Origin of the sequence: Azoarcus sp. DN11 (assembly GCF_003628555.1) — a bacterium.
Lineage (GTDB): Bacteria > Pseudomonadota > Gammaproteobacteria > Burkholderiales > Rhodocyclaceae > Aromatoleum.
The window spans coordinates 4470399-4489465 of record NZ_CP021731.1; the positions used below are offsets into that span (position 1 = coordinate 4470399).

A 19067-nucleotide genomic window follows, 5' to 3' on the forward strand; every position below is an offset into this window, starting at 1 on the left:
CAGGAGCCCGGAGAACGACATGAAAAGACCGGCCGGCAAGGTGCTCTGCGTCGATGACGAACCGGGCATCGTCCGTTCCCTGCAGTGGCTGCTGCAGAAACAGTTCGAGGTGTTCACCGCCACGAGCGGCGCCGAGGCGCTCGAACTCGTGAAACAGCACGACTTCGACGTCGTCATCAGCGACCAACGCATGCCCGCGATGACCGGCGTCGAAGTCCTGCGCGAAGTCAGGCGGCTGTCGCCGCGCACGATGCGCATCCTGCTCACCGGCTACTCCGACATGCAGGCGATCGTGCGCTCGGTGAATGAAAGCGAAGTGTTCCGCTTCATCAACAAGCCGTGGAACATCGCCGAACTTCCCAAGGTGGTCGCCCAGGCCATCACCATCGCCCAGACGCAACCGGCCGACGAAGAGGTCACCGACGTCTCCGAGGAAGCCCCCCTCATTGCCAATGGCGAACGCATCCTCGTCATCGACGACGATCCCGAGATGGGACGCACCGTGGCGGATCTCGTCGGCGCCAGCGCCCGCGTGTCCTACACACGCAACCTCGCCGACGCGGTGGGCATCCTCCATGCCGAGACGGTGTCGGTGATCATCTCCGAGACGCGCGTCGGTTCGATCGACGCCACGCGCCTCGTGCGCCTGATGAAGAGCAAGCACCCCGAGATCGTCACCGTCATGCTCACCGCCGAGAGCGACGCCGACACGATCACGACGCTGATCAACCAGGGCCAGATCTATCGCTTCGTGCCGAAGCCCATCCGCACCGGCTACCTCAAGATCGTGCTCCAGTCCGCCCTGCGCAAGCACCACGCCCTCGCCAACGACCCGGCCTTGACGCTGCGCCACACCGTCGAGGCGACTTCCGCCGGCACCGTCGACGCGTTCATGGCCGACGTGCAGAAAGTGGCGCCCCAAGCCGAAGCGGCAACAGACAAGGCGGGCGGCTTCATGGCGTCCCTCGGGGCGGGGTTCCGCCGCCTGTTCGGCGCCGGATGACGCAGGCCCTGCTGCAATCTGCTTGACGGGGCCCGAACCCTTGCATAAAATTCGGGTCCTTCTGCACGGGGGTCGTTAGCTCAGTTGGTAGAGCAGCGGACTTTTAATCCGTTGGTCGCTGGTTCGAATCCAGCACGGCCTACCACCGCAAGGTGGGAGTTTCCGTCAGAACAAGGGGGTATAGCTCAGTTGGTAGAGCAGTTGACTCTTAATCAATTGGTCGTAGGTTCGAATCCTACTGCCCCCACCAAACAAATCAAGGGCTTGCAACGATGCAAGCCCTTTTCGCTTTCTAGCGGGCTATCACCGGGCTAGCACAAGCGACAAGAGTCGGTTCTTCGGGCAGCTCGCACTCGCGCTGTCCAGCTCGCTCCGGGAGTACGGCCCCTCATAGCCGACGAGCTTCAATTCCCCGCATATACCGTTTGAACCACTGGGTAACGTTGTGGCAGCAAACACGCGCGCAGGCCGACGTTGCCTTGCCCTTAGCAGCCCAAAGTCACCCGAAGTCTGCTAGCCTGACATTAATTGTCTCGCATCACATCGAGCACCTCGTCATGGAAAGCGTCTTTAGTCGTATTGTCATCGGGGCCTTGGCTGTATGCATCCTGGTGTACCTCATCTGGAAGATTAGCGAAGCGGTCCACCGGCGCAACGCGCGGCGCTACTGGGAAGCGCGACGCCAGCGCGGCGAGAGCGGTTTCTGCCTCCACGACCCCGCTACTGGCAACATCTTCCGCGTCAGGATACCGCCGAAGATCTGAACGGCCGCTCCGGCGGCTCTCGCCCCAGTACCCATCCTGCACTCGACAGAGGAACGTCGCATGCCATTCACCCCCATCCATTTCGGTGTCGGCGCCCTCGGCAAGGCCACACTCGGGCGCCGCTTCTCGTTCAGCGTGTTCGCCGGCTCGCAGGTCGCGATGGATGTCGAACCCTTGGTGAAGCTACTTGGCCTGCTTGACGGGCCCTTGCACGGCCCGACGCACACGCTCGTTGGTGCGTTGCTGATTGCGCTAGTGACGATCGTTGCCTGGGAAGCCTGGCAATGCTACGGCCCGCCCCCGCTGGTCGAACGCATTGGCCGCGTACCGCGGGGCGTCATCATCGGAACAGCCCTCTTCGGCACACTGACGCACTTCGGGCTCGACTCGATCATGCACGGTGACATGGGCCTCACCCCGGAGATGCGCGCCACCTTCGGAACCGGCGACATCCCCGCACAGTGGGCCGAGATCATCTGCTTCGTCGCGCTTTCTCTGTCGCCAGTGATGTGGCTTGTTCGCCGGGAGATTGAGAGGCTCGCGCGCGAAGGCCGCATTCCGCCCTTCTGAAAGGACCAAGGCACACTCGGCTGCCAGCGGATCTCGCCGGCGAGAGCCTTGGATGCCTCCGGCGTCACCGAGTGCACGCGTGCCACGCGCTCCGTCTACCGGCCCGAAAAAAGCTCAGTGTCCTTCGGGTACGCAACACAGGCTCATCCAGTGAGCCAGACCGGGTCTATCATCCTCAACATGCCAGGCCGCAACTTGCATATGCGAGAAGCTTGTCTGTACCCTAATGGCCACTGCTTTCGAGGAGCCGAGGATGTTTGAGTCGATCACCAATATCCGGTTGAGCATCACCCTGCAGCCGGTTGCCGGAAACGTCGTCTACCCGCCCACCTTCGCGCCCTCCGAGTCGGCACCGAAAGGCACGCCCGCCTCACACAACTGGCGACCCGACGGCAGCGTCGTGCTCGACACGCCGCAGTCGCAGGCGAACCGCATCGAGGACGCGATCATGCAGGCGATGCGAGCCGGAGTGCTGGCCTACCCCGATATCCGCCTCGAAATTCCGGGCGAAGGGACCATTTCGGTACTCGAACTCTCCCACCGCGCCTACGATGCCACCCTCTTCCACGGCCTCGACGCGAACGGCACCGCATTCCGCCACACCGCAGCCGGCCAGGCACTGATCAACGCGACGCCAACGAATGCCACGGCCGTGTTTGAGCATGCACCAATCCAGCTGCTGGTCGGCGCCTGGGACTCCCATGCCGGTCGAGGCGTACTCGCCGCCAAGTTCCAGCGCATTCTGACCGGTGAGATCGTGGGCCTGGATGCCAGGCCGATCCAACGCACCGCAACGAAGATTGACCCGCTCGACATCCGGCGCGATGCTGCGACGATCTATGCGCATACCGACGCGAGTATCGGCTGGACACTCGATGCGCAGCATGCGCAGCGCGACGATCGGGACAAGCCGGTTATCCGCAAGGCCTCCGAAACTGGACTCGGCAACACACCCAGCACGACCGAGCGCGGGGCAATCATCTCCTCGGCCCGCCATGACTTGGTGCTCACGGCCACCGCGGTGCGTCGCCTTCGGTTCCCCGATCCCGATACCGGCGCACTGGACCCCGCGCGCGACCGCGCCGGGCAGGATGCCGCCCTTGCCTTTGGCCTGTACGCGATTTCGTTGTTGCTCGACTCCGGCTATAACCTGCGCAGCGGTTGCCAGCTCGTCCCGGAGGATGAGCCGCAACTCGAGCTCATCGGCCGCACCCTCAAGCAGATCGAACACGCCAGCATCGCCGAAGCGCATGGCTGGTTCACCGAAGCCATGAAGAACGCCGCAAAGCACGGCCTGTCGTGGCGTAAGGAACCGATCGTGCTCCACGCCAGTCCGGATCTCGTTGGCGTCATTGCCAAGAGCCGCGAACTGGCGGGCATCGCAACCGAAGATTGATTCCGCGCCGATGTTCGCAATTTCCCTCGCGTACCCGCTCGGTCGTGTCCATGCGGCGGAAGCGGGCGAGCCCCCGGCGTGGTCGCGCCTCTACTCGGCGCTCATCGCCGCCGCCTATCGCGGCAACTTGATGTCCGACGTCCGCGACGCGTTGCTGTGGCTGGAATCTGTGGGCCCTCCGGCTATCGCCGACTCTCCGTCAGCACGCGACGAGCCCAGCGCACGCTACGTCCCCGCCAACGACGACGCACGCCCACCGCGGCAGCGCCATCGCACGGCCCGCACCTTCGAGACGGCCGTGCTGGCCGACCGTGAGTGCGATTTTCAGTACATCTGGAAAGACGCCGAGCCGAATGCGTCACTGCGCACGAAGCTGGACGCGATCTGCGCCGCGGTTACCCACGTCGGCACGACGCATTCAATTGCGCTCGTGAGCGTTGTTGAAAATCCTCGCACGCCAGACTGGGAGCCCGCACAGGACCGTGCCGATTTGAGTCTACGCACCGTGCTTCCCGGACGTCTCGACGAGTCTGACCGAGTGTTCGCAGAGGGCCGACGCCTGCATGGTGGCGCCTGCGAAACCTGGACGGCGTATCGTGCGGTGCGTCCCCTGCGCGTGAGCGATCACGGCCGCCTGCTTGCCTTGAGTGTGCACGGCGATCTCTCCGGGGAGCACGCGATTCACCTCTCGACTGCGATCCTCGCCGCCCTTCAGGCCGAAATTCCCGATGACGAACTGGAGTCCGCCGCCCGAGGCGTACACGGCCACGGCGCCGAGGCCGCCAACCGCCTGCGCATCCTGCCGGCACCCGATGTCGGTCACCGACATGCGAGTGGACGCATACTCGGGGTCTTCATCGACATGCCCGATCCGGCAATGCGTCCGTCCGTGCTGAGCGCATTGAGTCGGCTGGACTCCTTGCTGCTCCCCGGAGACAAACGGATCACGTTGTCGGTACCCGCCCCAGGGCTGCCGCTTCCGCATGCACTGCAGGAACGGACGTGGATACAACCGAGCCGCGAATGGACCACGGCGCTCGCCGCTATCCTCGACCGTTTTCCGAAACGCGGTCTCGATCTCGAACAGATCGTGCGCATGAGCTGCCAACACGCCGGACTCCCACCACCGCGCGCCATACACCTGGCTCAACATGGGTTCCTGCAGGGCGTCGATCACGCCCAGCGATACACCATGCGCGACAAGCAGCGGGGGCCGCGCACGCACCTGTTGCTGCAGTTCGACGAGCCCGTCTCCCCCGCGGCACCGCTGTCACTCGGCCGCAGTCGCAATTACGGCTTGGGGCTGCTCCGCCCCCTGAATCGGCAAGAGGGAGCTCGCAATGCGACAGAACTTCCGTGAGTTTGTCCACGCAATTCACGGGCGAGATCCCTTCCCGTGGCAGGAGCGGGCTGCCGAGGCGCTCTGCACCGGCACTGCGATTGACGCGATCTGCGTTCCCACCGGCACGGGCAAGACCTCGATGCTCGACGCCGCCATCTTTGCGATGGCACACGGACGGGACTGGCGCCGCATCGTCTACACCGTTGATCGTCGGCTCGTTGTTGACAGCGTCAGCGCACACGCTCAACGGATCGCCGACGCGCTGGCGGGGAACGATTCACCGGCCGTGCGCGCCGTCGCTGCAGTAATCGGCAATCGGCTGCGGGTCGTGCGCCTGCGCGGTGGCGTGCCGCTCGACGACGAATGGGCGCTTCACCCCGAAGAACCCGCCATCCTCGTCAGCACCGTCGATCAGGCCGGCTCGCGTCTGCTGTTTCGCGGCTATGGCGTCTCGCCGAAGCAGGCGCCGATCCACGCAGCACTGGTCGGCCATCGCGCCCTGCATCTCGTCGACGAAGCCCATCTGTCGCGCGCCTATGTGCAAACCCTTCGGTCCTGCCGAGAACACGGTGCCGCCATTTCGCTCATCGAGATGACCGCAACGCCCTCCATCTCAACAGACGCCGTCCTAACCCTCGACGAGGCTGACCGAGCCAACCCGTTGCTTGCGCAGCGGCTGAGCGCCGTCAAACGCGCACGGCTGATCGACACGACGGGAAAGAAGCTCGCGGCAACCCTTACCGCACAGGCGATTGCGCTGCGGGCTGGCGGCGCGGCGATCGTCGGTGTCGTCGTAAATACCGTCGCACGCGCCCGCGACGTCTACACGGCGCTTGCCAAAGAGGGCGATGCCGTCCTGCTTACCGGACGCGTGCGCCCCTATGAACGCGACCGACTGGTCGAGACACTGCTGCCGCGCATCTGCGCCGGTCGGGCCGAAAGCGCCGCCACGCCGCTTTACGTCGTCGCCACGCAGACGATCGAGGTCGGGGCCGATCTCGATTTCGACGGCTTGGTAACCGAATGCGCCTTGTATGTTTAAGCCAGACCAGTACGGTAGAGTCTGGTTGCCGCTGAGGCGGCCAGACCGGACCGTGCAGTTTGAGCGCGCCTGGGGTGTCCGAGCCCGTGACTGAGTGCAGAGCGCACGGCCGCCGTGCTGGTCTTCCTGAAGCCCGAACGGTTACGCGCCCCGGTTCGACCGAGCGCGCATGCACAAGGAAGGGATCCGAAGATCATGTCTGTGACCTCAGTGGTGGTGGGCATCGACGTCGCCAAGGCGCATGTCGATGTCGCGGTGATGGGCGCCAAGTTTGATGCTCAGCAGTTCGATAACGATGCCGAGGGCCACTCGGCGCTGGCGGCAGCCTTGCAGCCGCAAGGGGTGGCGCTGGTGGTGATGGAGGCCACCGGCGGCTACGAGGCGACCCTCGCCTGCGCGCTGCAGGCGGCGGGCCTCGCCGTGGCGGTGGTCAATCCGCGCCAGGCGCGCCACTTCGCCAAGTCGATGGGGCGCCTCGCCAAGACCGACGCGATCGACGCGCGCATACTGGCCGAGTTCGCCGCGGTGCTGGTGCGCCGCGAGGATCTGGCCAGCCTCATCCGCCCGCTCGCCGACGCTCAGCAGCAGGCCTTGGCTGCGGTGGTCACCCGCCGCCGCCAGCTGCTGACCATGCTGCTGTCCGAGCGCCAGCGCCTGCAACTCGCGATCCCCGTGGTGCGCCCGAGTATCGAGGCCATGATCGAGGCCATCCGCAAGCAGCTCGACGAGGTTGAAGCGCAGATGGTCGGCCACGTGCGCGAGCACTACGCCGCGCTCGACAAGCTGTTGCGCTCCGCGAGCGGCATCGGCCCCGTGGCCAGCGCCACCCTGATTGCCGAGCTGCCCGAGCTGGGCCGGCTCAACCGCCGCCAGATCGCCGCACTCGTCGGGGTGGCGCCAATGGCCAACGACTCGGGCACCAGCCGCGGCCGACGCCGCGTGCAGGGCGGGCGCTTCGAGATCCGCCGCGTCCTCTACATGGCCACGCTCACCGCCGCCACCCACAACCCCACCATCAAGGCCTTTTACCAGCGGCTCATCGCCGCCGGAAAGCTGCCCAAGGTCGCCCTGGTCGCCTGCATGCGCAAGCTCCTGACCACTCTCAACGCCATGGTCAAGACCAACACGCCTTGGGCTGCCGACTTCCATTCTGCTTGACTCCAAAGACGGTTACTCAGTCTCTGCGCTTCGCCAGCGGTTCGGCCGACTCGACCGACTCGGCACACGCGGCTCGTCCGATGCAGCGATCGTCTTCGCGACACGCACCGATAAGGTGTACGGCCCGGCCTACGATGACGCGTGGCAGTGGCTCCAATCGCAGGCCTCGCAGGATGTGATCGATTTCGGTATCGACGCCTTCGCACAGCGCGGCACTCCACCGACAGAACCTTCGCTGCCGATCCCTCCGCTCGCGCCCAGCCATCTCGATCTGCTTTCCATCACCGGCACACTTGCGCCCCAGATCGACATCGCTCCCTGGCTCCACGGCATCGAGCGCCCTTCGGCGGACGTCTCCATCGTCTGGCGTGCTGATCTCGACGCCGCCAGCCCCGAAGATTGGGGCGAAATCGTCGGCCTTGTACCGCCACTGACAGCGGAAGCCCTCGGCCTGCCGATTCATGTCGCACGCGCCTGGCTGCAAGGCGCCGACACCGAGGACGTAGCCGACATCGCGACCGCGTCCGAGGCCAACGCAAGCGCATCGGGAGATCGCCGCGCCCTACGCTGGGACGGTGAACAAGGCGCGCTGGTCACGGCACGCGAAATCCGCCCCGGTGACACGCTCGTCGTGCCCGCGAGCTTTGGCGGTTGTGACGAGATGGGCTGGAATCCGGCGAGTGCTGCTCCAGTGAGAGATCTCGCCGAAGGGGTTCGCGCGCAAGCCGGACGCCCGCCGCGATACCGCCTCCACCCGGCCTTGACGGACGACGCGGCACGACTTGAGGCAGCCCGTCGCTGGGCGACCCTCCTGCTCCGCGCCCGGAACGAATCCGAGTTCGACGTCGAGGTGCTCGAAGCCGAACTCGACGCTGCAGAGGCTGAACTCCTGGCTCTGCTCGCGCCGGACGGCCCGGTCGTCCTCGAACCTTATCCGGATGGCAAGGGGGTTGTCGCGCTCCGGATCGGCCCGGAATTCGGCCAGACCCTCAATACCGGCGTCCCCGTCGGGCTTGAAGAGCATCTCGAAGGTGTCGGACGGTGGGCGCACGAATTGGCCATGGCGCTGGGCGACGATGCCGAGCTGTTGGCTGTGGCCGGCCGCAAGCACGACGTCGGCAAGTCGGTCACCGCGTTCCAGAATCTGCTGCACGGGTCCCCAATCCATGGCCGGCCATTGGCGAAATCGGGTCTCACCGGCACCGCCGCACACGCTGCATGGCGCAATGCGGGCCTGCCACGCGGTTTTCGACATGAGGCGGCGAGCGTCACCCTCACCCGATGCGAAGCGCCGCTCCTGCGTCATCTGATCGGCACGCATCACGGTCATGGCAGGCCGTGGTTCCCGCTATGCGACGATCCGGACATGCCCGGCAGCGATTTGGGCACGATAGACGGGGGCTGGCTCGAGCAGTTCTTTGCATTGCGTTCTGAGGTCCGGCCGTGGCGACTAGCATGGCTCGAGGCGCTATTGCGCGCCGCTGACGCGCGCCGCTCCATCGAGGAGCAGTCCGCATGATCGATCACAAACTCTTTGCCCTCCGTGAATCGTCTCCGTTTCACGCACTCGTCGCGATGGGCACCTTACGCGTGGCGGTCGAAGAACTCGGCATGCAGGGCGCCACGCTGCACTGGCAGGGGGGGCACGCAACGGTACGAGCGCCGGGAAACCTGCTGGAGGAACTGGCCCGCTACGCACCCGAACGCGGCTCCATGTCGGAATACACCGCGGTCGGCAGCACGCGCGGCATCGAACCGGCGCAGTACGTGGCGCTCGCCCAGCAGATGCCCAACTGGATGGCAGGCCTCGCGACAATTACCGTGCTCACGCGCGACGGAACCGCCAGCGCCACGCGCTGGGACATGACGGGCGGACGTCAGCAACTACTCAAGGACGTCGGAACCCTGCTCACGCGGCGCCTGCCGCGGAAGATTGCGTGGAGCGATCGTCTGCTCGGGGCGCTCATTGACGGCAGCAGTGCCGAAGAAGGTTCCGCCTTTGGTCTCGACCCGGAAGGGTTCCGTTCGCATGCGCTGAGCGCCTTCGCGCCCTCACAGTCGAACATGGCGCAATCGACGCCACTTCAAATCGCCTCCTCGTCGGAATCCAGCACAAGGCATCCGGCCCGCGTCTGGCTTGCCGTCGAGGCATTTCCACTACACCCGGTCACGAGGTCTCCGAACGGTCGCGCACAGACGCCCGGCTGGCAGGGCGACGAATACCACTGGCTCGCATGGGACCGTCCGTTACCACTGGACGCCGTGCGCGGGCTGATCGCGGCAGTAAGTTACCCGTCTCTCGACTGGCCCTTGCGCGGGTTCCGCGAGTACGCCGCTCCGCGAGTCGCACTCGGCAAGTACGGCGCAATGAGAGCAGGACGGCGTGCGGCGCGAACCTGAAGCGACGGTGAAATGCGGTGAGGTTCGCGCTGGATTGAAATCAACCACTTACAGCCGATTTCTCGATCGGCCACGGCTTTGCGGACGCCTGGCAATGCGGGTTCCCGCTCAGGCAGGTTCTTGTGCCGAGAATTCAAGCCTTTGGAGTATCGGAGGCGTTCCCGACCTGCATGGTCGGGCTTCGTAGAAGCTTGCGGACACGAGCGCGCCATGCGCCGCCACGTTGGCGTTCCCGACCTGCATGGTCGGGCTTCGTAGAAGCAGCACTTTCGACAGCGGGACGTGCCCGGCAGAAGGGCGTTCCCGACCTGCATGGTCGGGCTTCGTAGAAGCGAGATGATCTGCTCGCCGGTCACGGGATCGACCACGGCGTTCCCGACCTGCATGGTCGGGCTTCGTAGAAGCGTCACCGTGATGCGCTTGGTGATGCCGGCCTGATCGGCGTTCCCGACCTGCATGGTCGGGCTTCGTAGAAGCGACAGCCGCGTGATCGCCTCCGATCTGGCGTCATGGGCGTTCCCGACCTGCATGGTCGGGCTTCGTAGAAGCATGACAACCCCTGCGGTCATCTGCGTCCCCTTGGCGGCGTTCCCGACCTGCATGGTCGGGCTTCGTAGAAGCTGGTCGATCCCGGCGAACGAAACCCTCGGCCCCGGGCGTTCCCGACCTGCATGGTCGGGCTTCGTAGAAGCGAGAGGCTAACTGCGAAATTTTCCCGGTGACGGATCAACCGATATGACGTGTTCGATCACGCACACCGAAACCGCGCCACGGCACGACTTCACCTTCGCCTCGGCATTGCATGCCAAGTGCCCACCGAAAGCCTGCATGATGGTACGAATCTGCCGCCCCATGATGGCATCGCAGGCGCGACTGGCGCATGTCCGTCAGGCGGCGATACGCCACTTCTCTTGATCCCGCTGCGCGGTCATGGACTGATCCTCGCCTTCCTGGCGGTCGGTCTCGTTCCACTGCTCGATCAATTCCGCCAGCTTCGTCGTGCCGTCCGCGTGTTCAAGATAGAGCAGGCGCAACATGCGTTCAGCGGCCACGCTCGGGCGGCGACGGCTGCGCTCCCACAGCGAAACCGTTTGCTCGTCCACGCCCAGCGCATCGGCGAGTCGCTTCTGCGCCATTCCCATCTCGACGCGCAGGAATCGGATCTCGGGGCCGGAAAGGCGTTTGCGGTAATGCACGAGATGATGCGCAACGGCACGATGCAGTCCGTCGATATCATCGATTTCGAGGCAACGGCCGACGCCCTCGACTTCCTCGAACCGGTAGCCACTCGCCAGCCAGATGCCTTTCAATCCGCAGTCCTTGTATTCCAGCATCTTCATTCACCCTCGAAGGCGGTAGCGACGACGACCCATGCACCGTCTGGTTTTTGCTTGAGCACAACGCCGACCGTCAATCGCATCCCGGCACTGCGTCCGCTCACGTTGCATCGCCAGTCTCCGCGCACGTCCTGATGCAGCGGCTCGGACACGGTCCCGGTACGCAGCACCTGAATAATCTGACGCCGGCCGATCTTTCGCTGCTGCATCCGTTCTTCGGCGTGCAGCGAGAACAGCAGGCGGCGGCGCCCTTCCGCGGCCTCCTGCATCCATTGTCGAGCCTGGTGCTCGGAGGGCGGAAACGATTCAATCGGCGTCATACACCGTACATTGTATTGGTTAATCGACCAAATTCAAGATTGCTTCATGCACTGCGCAGCTGCACCACATTGGCGGGCGCAGTCACCTTCCGCGCCTCGATGCCGACGTATGACGTTAAGCAAATCCCGCCCTCGCCGCATTCGGCATAATGTCCGGATGTGTACGAGAGGCGGATCATGACGGTCATTCAAGACACCGAACAACTTGCCCACATCGTCTTCAGGAATGCGGCGGAAGGCATCGCGGTCACCGATGCCCGGGGACTCATCCTGGCGGTCAATGGCGCATTCACCGCGCTGACCGGATACACCGCGAGCGAGGCCGTGGGCCGCACGCCGGCGATACTGCGGTCGGGACGGCACGGGCGCGAGTTCTATGCGCGCATGTGGCTCGCGCTGCACGACGAGGGGCGCTGGCAGGGCGAGATCTGGAACCGCCGCAAGAACGGCGAGATCTATCCGGAGTGGCTGTCGATCAGCACCGTGCGAGACGAGGCCGGCGCCGTCCTTCACTACGTCGGCGTGTTCACCGACATTTCCCACATCATGGCGGAGCAGGAAAAGCTGCGCGACCTTGCCTACCACGACCCGCTGACGCGGCTGCCCAACAGGATGCTGCTGCGCGACCGCTTCGAGCAGGCGGCACGGCGCACCCTGCGTGACGCGCGCCAGCTTGCGGTGCTCATGATCGAGGCGTCGCCGCAGGGCAAGGTGTCGAACGACGCCTTCCTGATCGGCGCGGCGCAGCGCCTCGCCGCGCACGTGCGGGAAACGGACACGATCGCACGCTACGGCGAGAACGAGTTCCTGGTCCTGATCGAAGGCATCGACGGCCCGCGCGACGCCAGCGTGACCGCCGACCAGCTGCTCGCGGCACTCGAGAAGCCGCTCGCGGTGGACGGCCTCGACGTGTACGCGGCCGCCAACGTCGGCATCAGCCTGTACCCGCTGGACGGCTACACGCTCGACGACCTCGCCACTGCGGCCGACGCCGCGATGCTGCAGGCGCGCGCTCACCAGCGCCACGGCTACCACTTCTATTCGGCGGAAATGACCGCGTTCGCCAACGAACGCGCTGCCATCGAACGTCAGTTGCGCCGCGCCCTCGCCGACAACGCGCTGGAACTGCACTTCCAGCCGCAGTTCGAAGTCTCGGACGGTTCGGTGGTCGGCGTCGAGGCGCTGGTGCGCTGGACCGATCCCGAACTGGGGGTCGTCGATCCTGAACGCTTCGTCCCGATCGCCGAGGACAACGGCCTCATCCACCCGCTCGGCGAATGGGTGATGCGCAAGGCCTTCGCCCAGCATGCGGCCTGGCAGGCGGCAGGCATTGCGCCGCCGGTGCTCTCGATCAACATTTCGGCGCGCCAGCTGGCACGCATCGACTTCGTCGACAGCGTCGCCGCCCTCGTTGCCGAGACGGGCGTCTCGCCGCACACCCTGGAGTTCGAGTTCCGCGAGTCGGTGCTGTCGGATGTCGCGTACGTCGTCCCGGCGCTGGAGGCGCTGGACGGCATGGGCATCCGGCTGTCGATCGACGGGTTCGGCACCGGCTTCTCGCCGCTCGGCAACCTCAAGACGCTGCCGATCTCGAAGCTCAACATCGACCGCAGCTTCGTGAGCGGCATCGGCAGCGACCAAGGCAACGACACGATCGTGCGCACGGTGCTGGGCGTCGCCCATACGCTGGGCCTGCGCGTGATCGCGGAAGGCGTGGAGACGGAAGCCCAGGCGGAGTTCCTGCGCGAGCAGGGCTGCGACGAATTCCAGGGACATCTGTTCGGCGAAGCCGTGAGCGGCGACGACTTCGCACGCAACTTTGCGCGCAACTTCGCTCGCCCTCACGACTGAGGGCAGTCCGGCTCAGCCGGGCGGAAAGCCGCCGGTTCGAGGCGGAAGCGTTTGGCGGGCTCGGCAGATTTGGGTACATTTGCGCCCATCTGCTTCAGGACTCGGGCGGCCGGCAACCGGCAGCCCCTTCGGACAGGCGCCGGTGACGGCGTCATCGATCAACTATTCCAACAAAGAGGAAAATCGTGTCGAACAGTCCATATGACCAAGGCCTGGGCAAGAACGCGGCGAACTACGTGCCGCTCTCGCCCCTGAGCTATCTCGAGCGCTCGGCCTACGTGTATCCGCGGCGGACGTCGGTGGTCCACGGCGACCGCTCGTTCACCTGGGCGCAGACCTACGAGCGCTGCCGCCGGCTCGCGAGCGCGCTGGTGCAGAAAGGCATCGGCCGCGGCGACACCGTGGCGGTGATGCTGCCCAACGTGCCGGCGATGTACGAGGCGCATTTCGGCGTGCCGATGACCGGCGCGGTCCTGAACACGCTGAACACGCGCCTCGATCCGGATGCGATCGCCTTCATGCTGACGCACGGCGAAGCGAAGGTGCTGATCACCGACCCCGAGTTTGCGGCCATTGTCCGCCCCGCGCTCGAACGGCTCGAGGGGCCGAAGCCGCTCGTCATCGATGCGCTGGATGCCGAGTACCCCGGCACCGAGCGCTGCGGCGGGATCGAGTACGAGGACTTCATCGCCGGCGGCGACCCGAACTACGAATGGCACCTGCCGCGGGACGAATGGGACGCGATCGCGCTGAACTACACCTCGGGCACGACCGGCAACCCGAAGGGGGTGGTGTACCACCACCGCGGCGCCTACCTCAACGCGGCATCGAACATCATCAGCTGGGGCATGCCGCAGCATTCGGTGTATCTGTGGACGCTGGCGATGTTCCACTGCAACGGCTGGTGCTTCCCGTGGACGATGGCGGCCAATGCGGGCGTGAACGTCTGCCTGCGCAAGGTCGACGTCGCGCTGATCTGCGAGCTGATCCGCAAGCACACGGTCACCCACTTCTGCGGCGCGCCGATCGTGCACGGCATGCTGATCAACGCCCCCGAAGGGATGCGCGCGGGCATCGAGCACAAGGTGTCGGCGCTGGTGGCCGGTGCGGCGCCTCCGGCCGCGATCATCGAGGGCATGGAGCGCATCGGCTTCGACATCACCCATGTGTATGGCCTGACGGAAACCTACGGTCCGGCGTCGGTGTGCGCGAAGCATCCGGAATGGGACGATCTGCCGATCGACCGCCGCGCCGAGCGCAACGGCCGCCAGGGGGTGAGCTACCATCTGCAGGAGGCGATCACGGTGATCAACCCCGAAACGATGGAGCCCGTGCCGGCCGACGGCGAAACCATGGGCGAAGTGATGTTCCGCGGCAACATCGTCATGAAGGGCTACCTCAAGAACGACAAGGCGAGCGAGGAAGCCTTCGCGGGCGGGTGGTTCCACACCGGCGACCTCGGCGTGATGCAGCCCGACGGCTACGTCAAGATCAAGGACCGCTCCAAGGACGTGATCATCTCCGGCGGCGAGAACATCTCCTCGCTGGAGGTCGAGGACGTGCTGTACCGCCACCCCGCCGTGATGACCGCGGCGGTGGTCGCGAAGCCCGATCCGAAGTGGGGCGAAGTGCCGGCAGCCTACATCGAAGTGAAGGAAGGCGCGACGGTGACCGCGGAGGACATCATCGCCCACTGCCGTGAGCACCTCGCGCGCTACAAGGTGCCGAAGTACATCGAGTTCTGCGTACTGCCCAAGACTTCGACCGGCAAGATCCAGAAATTCGTGCTGCGCGAGCAGGCGAAATCGACATCCGCGATCGAGTGATCGACGACGACCGGATCGTGTCCGGGCAAGCCGCCGTTGCGTCCGCGACGGCGGCTTTTTTCTGCCTCGCCCGCCCGCAGATCAAGCAGGCATGCGGGTTCACCCCTAGTCCGCACACATTGACGCACCGATGCACGGGTGCTAACTTGTGACCGCAACAATCAATAATACATATTGATGCAACACGAATATTAATTGCCCGTTTCCCCGCCCGCGGGGCGTGCTTCAAGCGGCAACCCCGGCGGCAGTTTCAGCTTCGACCTATCGGAGAGGCAGGACCTGGAAGACGCGATGAGCACGGATTACATCCTTCAAACCCGTGATTTGACCAAGCAGTTCAAGGGGTTCGTTGCGGTCGACAGGGTCAATCTGCAGGTGCAGCGCGGGACGATCCATGCGCTGATCGGCCCCAACGGCGCGGGCAAGACGACGGTCTTCAACCTGCTGACCAAGTTCCTCACCCCGACGCGCGGCACGATCCACTTCAACGGCATCGACATCACGCCCGAGAAATCGGCGCAGATCGCACGGCGCGGCGTCGTGCGCTCCTTCCAGATCTCGGCGGTCTTCCCGCACCTGTCGGTGCTCGAGAACGTGCGCGTCGCGCTGCAGCGCAAGCTCGGCACGAGCTTCCATTTCTGGCGTCCAGCCAGCAGCCTTGACGTGCTGAACGGACGGGCGATGGAGTTGCTCGAATCGGTCGACCTGCAGTCCTTCGCGGACACCGTGACGGTGGAGCTGCCCTACGGGCGCAAGCGTGCGCTGGAAATCGCGACGACGCTCGCGCTGGAGCCGGAACTGATGCTGCTCGACGAGCCCACGCAAGGCATGGGGCACGAAGACGTCGGACGCGTCGCCGATCTCATCAAGCGTGTCGCGGCGGATCGCACGGTGCTGATGGTCGAGCACAACCTCGGCGTGGTGTCGACCCTGTGCGACACGATCACCGTCCTGCAGCGCGGCGCCGTGCTCGCGGAGGGGCCGTACGAGGTCGTGTCGGCCGATCCGCGCGTGCTGGAGGCCTACATGGGTACCGCACATGGCTAAGGCGAGCGCATTCCGGCCGGATTCCGAGATGCTGCGGGTGCACGACCTGCACGCCTTCTACGGCGAGTCGCACATCCTGCACGGCATCGATTTCCAGGTGAACCGCGGCGAGCTGGTGACGCTGCTGGGGCGCAACGGCGCCGGCCGCACCACCACGCTGAAAGCCATTCTGGGACTCGTCGGCAGGCGCACCGGCTCGATCATGATCAACGGCCACCAGGTCATCGACCTGCCGACCCACCGCATCGCGCACCTGGGCATCGGCTACTGCCCCGAAGAGCGCGGCATCTACGCGAGCCTGTCGACCGAGGAGAACCTGCTGCTGCCGCCCGCCGTGAATAGCGCCGGGATGTCGCTCGACGAGATCTACGAGATGTTCCCCAACCTCGAAGAGCGCCGCCACAGCCCCGGCAGCCGGCTGTCGGGCGGCGAGCAGCAGATGCTCGCGATGGCGCGCATCCTGCGGACCGGCGCGCACCTGCTGCTGCTCGACGAGATCACCGAGGGGCTCGCACCGGTGATCGTGCAGGCGCTCGGCCGCGTCATCGCCCAGCTCAAGGAGAAGGGCCTGACCATCATCCTGGTCGAACAGAATTTCCGCTTTGCGGCGCCGCTCGCGGACCGCCACTACGTCATCGAACACGGACGCATCGTCGAGAGTGTGAGCAAGGACGAACTCGACTCGAAGATGCCCCTGTTGCAGAAACTGCTGGGCGTTTGAACCGGCGGCACATAAAAGGAGGAGAGAGAGGATGAAGCGCAAGATTCTGGGTTCGGCGGTCGCAGCGGCGGTCGCCATGGTGCCGGCGCTGTCGCCCGCGGCGACGAAGGTCAGTGACGGCATCGTGAAGCTGGGCGTGCTCACCGACATGTCGGGCACCTATTCCGACCTGTCGGGTCCCGGCGCCGTCGAGGCGACGAAGATGGCAGTCGAGGATTTCATCGCGAAGGAGAAGCCCGACTTCAAGATCGAGGTGATCTCCGCCGACCACCAGAACAAGGCCGACATCTCGGCGAACAAGGCGCGCGAGTGGATCGACACCGCGAAGGTCGACGCGATCGTCGACCTCGTGACGACTTCGACCGCGCTCGCGGTGATGAAGGTCGCCAACGAAAAGAACCGCATCTCGCTCGTGAACGGCGCCGGCTCGACGCCGATCACCAACGAGCAGTGCAACGACACCACCGTGCACTGGGCCTACGACACCTACGCGCTGCCGGTCGGCACCGCGCGCGCGGTGGTCAAGCACGGCGGCAAGACCTGGTACTTCATCACCGCCGACTACGCCTTCGGCCACTCGCTCGAGAAGAACACTTCGGACGTCGTCATCAAGAGCGGCGGCAAGGTGCTCGGCAGCGTGCGCCACCCCTTCCCCGGCAGCGACTTCTCGTCCTTCCTGCTGAGCGCACAGGCCTCGGGCGCGCAGGTGATCGGCCTCGCCAACGCCGGTGCGGACACGATCAACTCGATCAAGCAGGCCAAGGAGTTCGGCATCACGCCCAAGCAGACGCTCGCGGGCCTCCTGATGTTCATCTCCGACGTGCATAGCCTCGGCCTCGATGCCACGCAGGGCATGTACCTGACGACCGGCTTCTACTGGGACCGCAACGACGAGACGCGCGCCTGGTCGAAGCGCTACTTCGAACGCATGAAGCGCATGCCGACGATGGTGCAGGCGGGCGACTACTCGGCCGTCTATCATTACCTGAAGGCGATCAAGGCTGCCGGCACCGACGAGGCCAAGGCGGTGATGGCGAAGATGCGCGAGATGCCGGTGAACGATTTCTTCGCGAAAAACGGCAAGGTGCGCATCGACGGCCGCATGGTGCATGACATGTACCTCGTGCAGGTGAAGAAGCCGTCCGAGTCGAAGTATCCGTGGGACTACTACCACATCCGCGAGGTGATCCCCGGCGACGAGGCCTATATCCCGCTGTCCGAGAGCAAGTGCCCGCTGGTCAAGAAGTAGGCACGCCAGCCCGGCCATGACCGCGGGATCGTGAGCGCCGCGCGCGCAAGACCCCGCGGCCGGCACCGATACCCGAGCGCGAGACCATGGACATTTTCGGCATCCCGATCCAGGCCCTGATGGGGCAGCTGCTGATCGGGCTCATCAACGGCTCGTTCTACGCGATCCTCAGCCTCGGGCTGGCGATCATCTTCGGCCTGCTCAACATCATCAACTTCGCGCACGGCGCGCTGTACATGATGGGGGCCTTCGGCGCGTGGATCGGCCTGACCTGGCTCGGACTCAACTACTGGGTCGCGCTGGTCGCCGTCCCCATCGTCGTCGGGGCGTTCGGGATGCTGATCGAGCGCACGATGCTCAAGCACCTGTACAAGCTCGACCACCTGTACGGGCTGCTGCTCACCTTCGGCCTCGCGCTGATCATCGAAGGGCTGTTCCGCTACCGCTTCGGCATCTCCGGCGAGAGCTACCCGGTCCCCGAACTGCTGTCGGGCGGCTTCAACCTCGGCTTCATGTTCCTGCCCAAGTACCGCGCCTGGGTCGTCGCGGTGTCGCTAGTCGTGTGCTTCGGCAGCTGGTTCATCATCGAGCGCACCAAGCTCGGCTCCTACCTGCGCGCGGGCACCGAGAACGCGCAGCTGCTGCAGGCCTTCGGCATCAACGTGCCGCTGATGATCACGCTCACCTACGGCTTCGGCGTCGCGCTCGCGGCCTTCGCCGGCGTGCTCGCGGCACCGGTGTTCCAGGTGAACCCGGTAATGGGCTCCAACCTCATCATCGTCGTGTTCGCGGTGGTCGTCATCGGCGGCATGGGCTCGATCATGGGCTCCATCGTCACCGGCCTCGGGCTGGGCCTCGTCGAAGGGCTGACGCGCGTGTTCTATCCGGAGGCCTCCGCGGTCGTGATCTTCGTCATCATGGGCATCGTGCTGCTGCTGCGGCCGGCCGGACTCTTCGGACGGGAGCGCTGACCGCCATGCCCCATCACCGCGCCCACCCGATCATTCCGGCGCACGGCGCCGCCGCACCGGGAATCGCTCC

The 19067-nt window shown here is 65.3% G+C and carries 18 protein-coding genes, 2 tRNA genes and 1 CRISPR repeat array; of the genes, 17 read left to right on the forward strand and 3 right to left on the reverse strand.

Features of this window, described 5'->3' with window-relative positions; genetic code table 11:
• Positions 1-19 precede the first annotated feature (19 nt).
• The 11 genes from CDA09_RS20735 to CDA09_RS20790 all read left to right on the forward strand — a co-directional run bounded on the left by CDA09_RS20735 (position 20) and on the right by CDA09_RS20790 (position 9675).
• A complete protein-coding gene (locus CDA09_RS20735; RefSeq protein ID WP_121430379.1) occupies positions 20-1003 on the forward strand; it encodes a response regulator in 984 nt (327 codons plus the stop codon).
• 69 nt (positions 1004-1072) lie between these two features.
• Positions 1073-1148, forward strand: a tRNA-Lys gene (locus CDA09_RS20740).
• A gap of 29 nt (positions 1149-1177) precedes the next feature.
• Positions 1178-1253, forward strand: a tRNA-Lys gene (locus CDA09_RS20745).
• 175 nt (positions 1254-1428) lie between these two features.
• The gene (locus CDA09_RS23215; protein WP_128106587.1) at positions 1429-1767 is read left to right on the forward strand and encodes a hypothetical protein; all 339 of its coding nucleotides are present in this window, start codon (positions 1429-1431) and stop codon (positions 1765-1767) included.
• A 60-nt stretch (positions 1768-1827) separates the two neighbouring features.
• Positions 1828-2337, forward strand: a complete 510-nt coding sequence (locus tag CDA09_RS20755) for a hypothetical protein (protein ID WP_121430381.1) — start codon at positions 1828-1830, stop codon at positions 2335-2337.
• Between the two features lie 253 nt (positions 2338-2590).
• Positions 2591-3733 carry a type I-G CRISPR-associated RAMP protein Csb1/Cas7g gene (cas7g, locus tag CDA09_RS20760; RefSeq protein ID WP_164844450.1) on the forward strand — a complete coding sequence of 381 codons (1143 nt, stop codon included), beginning with the start codon at positions 2591-2593 and terminating at the stop codon, positions 3731-3733.
• A 10-nt stretch (positions 3734-3743) separates the two neighbouring features.
• Complete coding sequence (gene csb2, locus CDA09_RS20765) at positions 3744-5093, forward strand: type I-G CRISPR-associated protein Csb2 (RefSeq protein WP_121430383.1); 1350 nt, start codon at positions 3744-3746, stop codon at positions 5091-5093.
• Entirely contained in the window at positions 5074-6117 is a 1044-nt protein-coding gene (locus CDA09_RS20770; protein ID WP_121430384.1) for a DEAD/DEAH box helicase family protein, read from the forward strand. Before csb2 ends, CDA09_RS20770 begins: the two co-directional genes overlap by 20 nt.
• 195 nt (positions 6118-6312) lie before the next feature.
• Positions 6313-7275, forward strand: coding sequence for an IS110 family RNA-guided transposase (locus CDA09_RS20780; RefSeq protein ID WP_502697064.1), 963 nt, complete (start codon positions 6313-6315; stop codon positions 7273-7275).
• A gap of 115 nt (positions 7276-7390) precedes the next feature.
• Positions 7391-8794, forward strand: a complete 1404-nt coding sequence (locus tag CDA09_RS20785) for an HD domain-containing protein (RefSeq protein ID WP_121430385.1) — start codon at positions 7391-7393, stop codon at positions 8792-8794.
• Complete coding sequence (locus tag CDA09_RS20790; RefSeq protein ID WP_121430386.1) at positions 8791-9675, forward strand: hypothetical protein; 885 nt, start codon at positions 8791-8793, stop codon at positions 9673-9675. The genes CDA09_RS20785 and CDA09_RS20790 overlap by 4 nt, the downstream gene beginning before the upstream one ends.
• 154 nt (positions 9676-9829) lie before the next feature.
• Positions 9830-10367: a CRISPR direct-repeat array (repeat unit 37 nt; unit sequence GGCGTTCCCGACCTGCATGGTCGGGCTTCGTAGAAGC).
• A 195-nt stretch (positions 10368-10562) separates the two neighbouring features.
• Here the strand turns inward: CDA09_RS20790 and CDA09_RS20795 are convergent.
• From CDA09_RS20795 to CDA09_RS23425, 3 genes are read right to left on the reverse strand one after another with little or no spacing between them, the layout of a single operon-like run.
• The gene (locus CDA09_RS20795; protein ID WP_121430387.1) at positions 10563-11015 is read right to left on the reverse strand and encodes a helix-turn-helix domain-containing protein; all 453 of its coding nucleotides are present in this window, start codon (positions 11013-11015) and stop codon (positions 10563-10565) included.
• The gene (locus CDA09_RS20800; RefSeq protein ID WP_121430388.1) at positions 11012-11332 is read right to left on the reverse strand and encodes a DUF4258 domain-containing protein; all 321 of its coding nucleotides are present in this window, start codon (positions 11330-11332) and stop codon (positions 11012-11014) included. The genes CDA09_RS20795 and CDA09_RS20800 overlap by 4 nt, the downstream gene beginning before the upstream one ends.
• Positions 11333-11376: 44 nt before the next feature.
• Positions 11377-11520, reverse strand: coding sequence for a hypothetical protein (locus CDA09_RS23425; protein ID WP_164844451.1), 144 nt, complete (start codon positions 11518-11520; stop codon positions 11377-11379).
• Between CDA09_RS23425 and CDA09_RS20805 the strand changes: the two genes are divergently transcribed.
• The 6 genes from CDA09_RS20805 (at position 11510) to CDA09_RS20830 (ending at position 18997) form a co-directional block, all read left to right on the forward strand.
• Positions 11510-13183 carry a putative bifunctional diguanylate cyclase/phosphodiesterase gene (locus tag CDA09_RS20805; protein WP_121430389.1) on the forward strand — a complete coding sequence of 558 codons (1674 nt, stop codon included), beginning with the start codon at positions 11510-11512 and terminating at the stop codon, positions 13181-13183. The genes CDA09_RS23425 and CDA09_RS20805 overlap by 11 nt on opposite strands.
• A gap of 185 nt (positions 13184-13368) precedes the next feature.
• Entirely contained in the window at positions 13369-15009 is a 1641-nt protein-coding gene (locus CDA09_RS20810) for an acyl-CoA synthetase (protein ID WP_121430390.1), read from the forward strand.
• 291 nt (positions 15010-15300) lie between these two features.
• On the forward strand, positions 15301-16056 hold the full coding sequence (locus CDA09_RS20815; protein WP_121430391.1) for an ABC transporter ATP-binding protein: 756 nt from the start codon (positions 15301-15303) through the stop codon (positions 16054-16056).
• Positions 16049-16777 (forward strand): ABC transporter ATP-binding protein, encoded by a 729-nt coding sequence (locus CDA09_RS20820; RefSeq protein WP_121430392.1) that lies wholly within the window; start codon positions 16049-16051, stop codon positions 16775-16777. Before CDA09_RS20815 ends, CDA09_RS20820 begins: the two co-directional genes overlap by 8 nt.
• Before the next feature lie 31 nt (positions 16778-16808).
• A complete protein-coding gene (locus CDA09_RS20825) occupies positions 16809-18026 on the forward strand; it encodes an ABC transporter substrate-binding protein (protein ID WP_121430393.1) in 1218 nt (405 codons plus the stop codon).
• A gap of 86 nt (positions 18027-18112) precedes the next feature.
• Positions 18113-18997, forward strand: a complete 885-nt coding sequence (locus tag CDA09_RS20830) for a branched-chain amino acid ABC transporter permease (protein WP_121430394.1) — start codon at positions 18113-18115, stop codon at positions 18995-18997.
• Positions 18998-19067 lie beyond the last annotated feature (70 nt).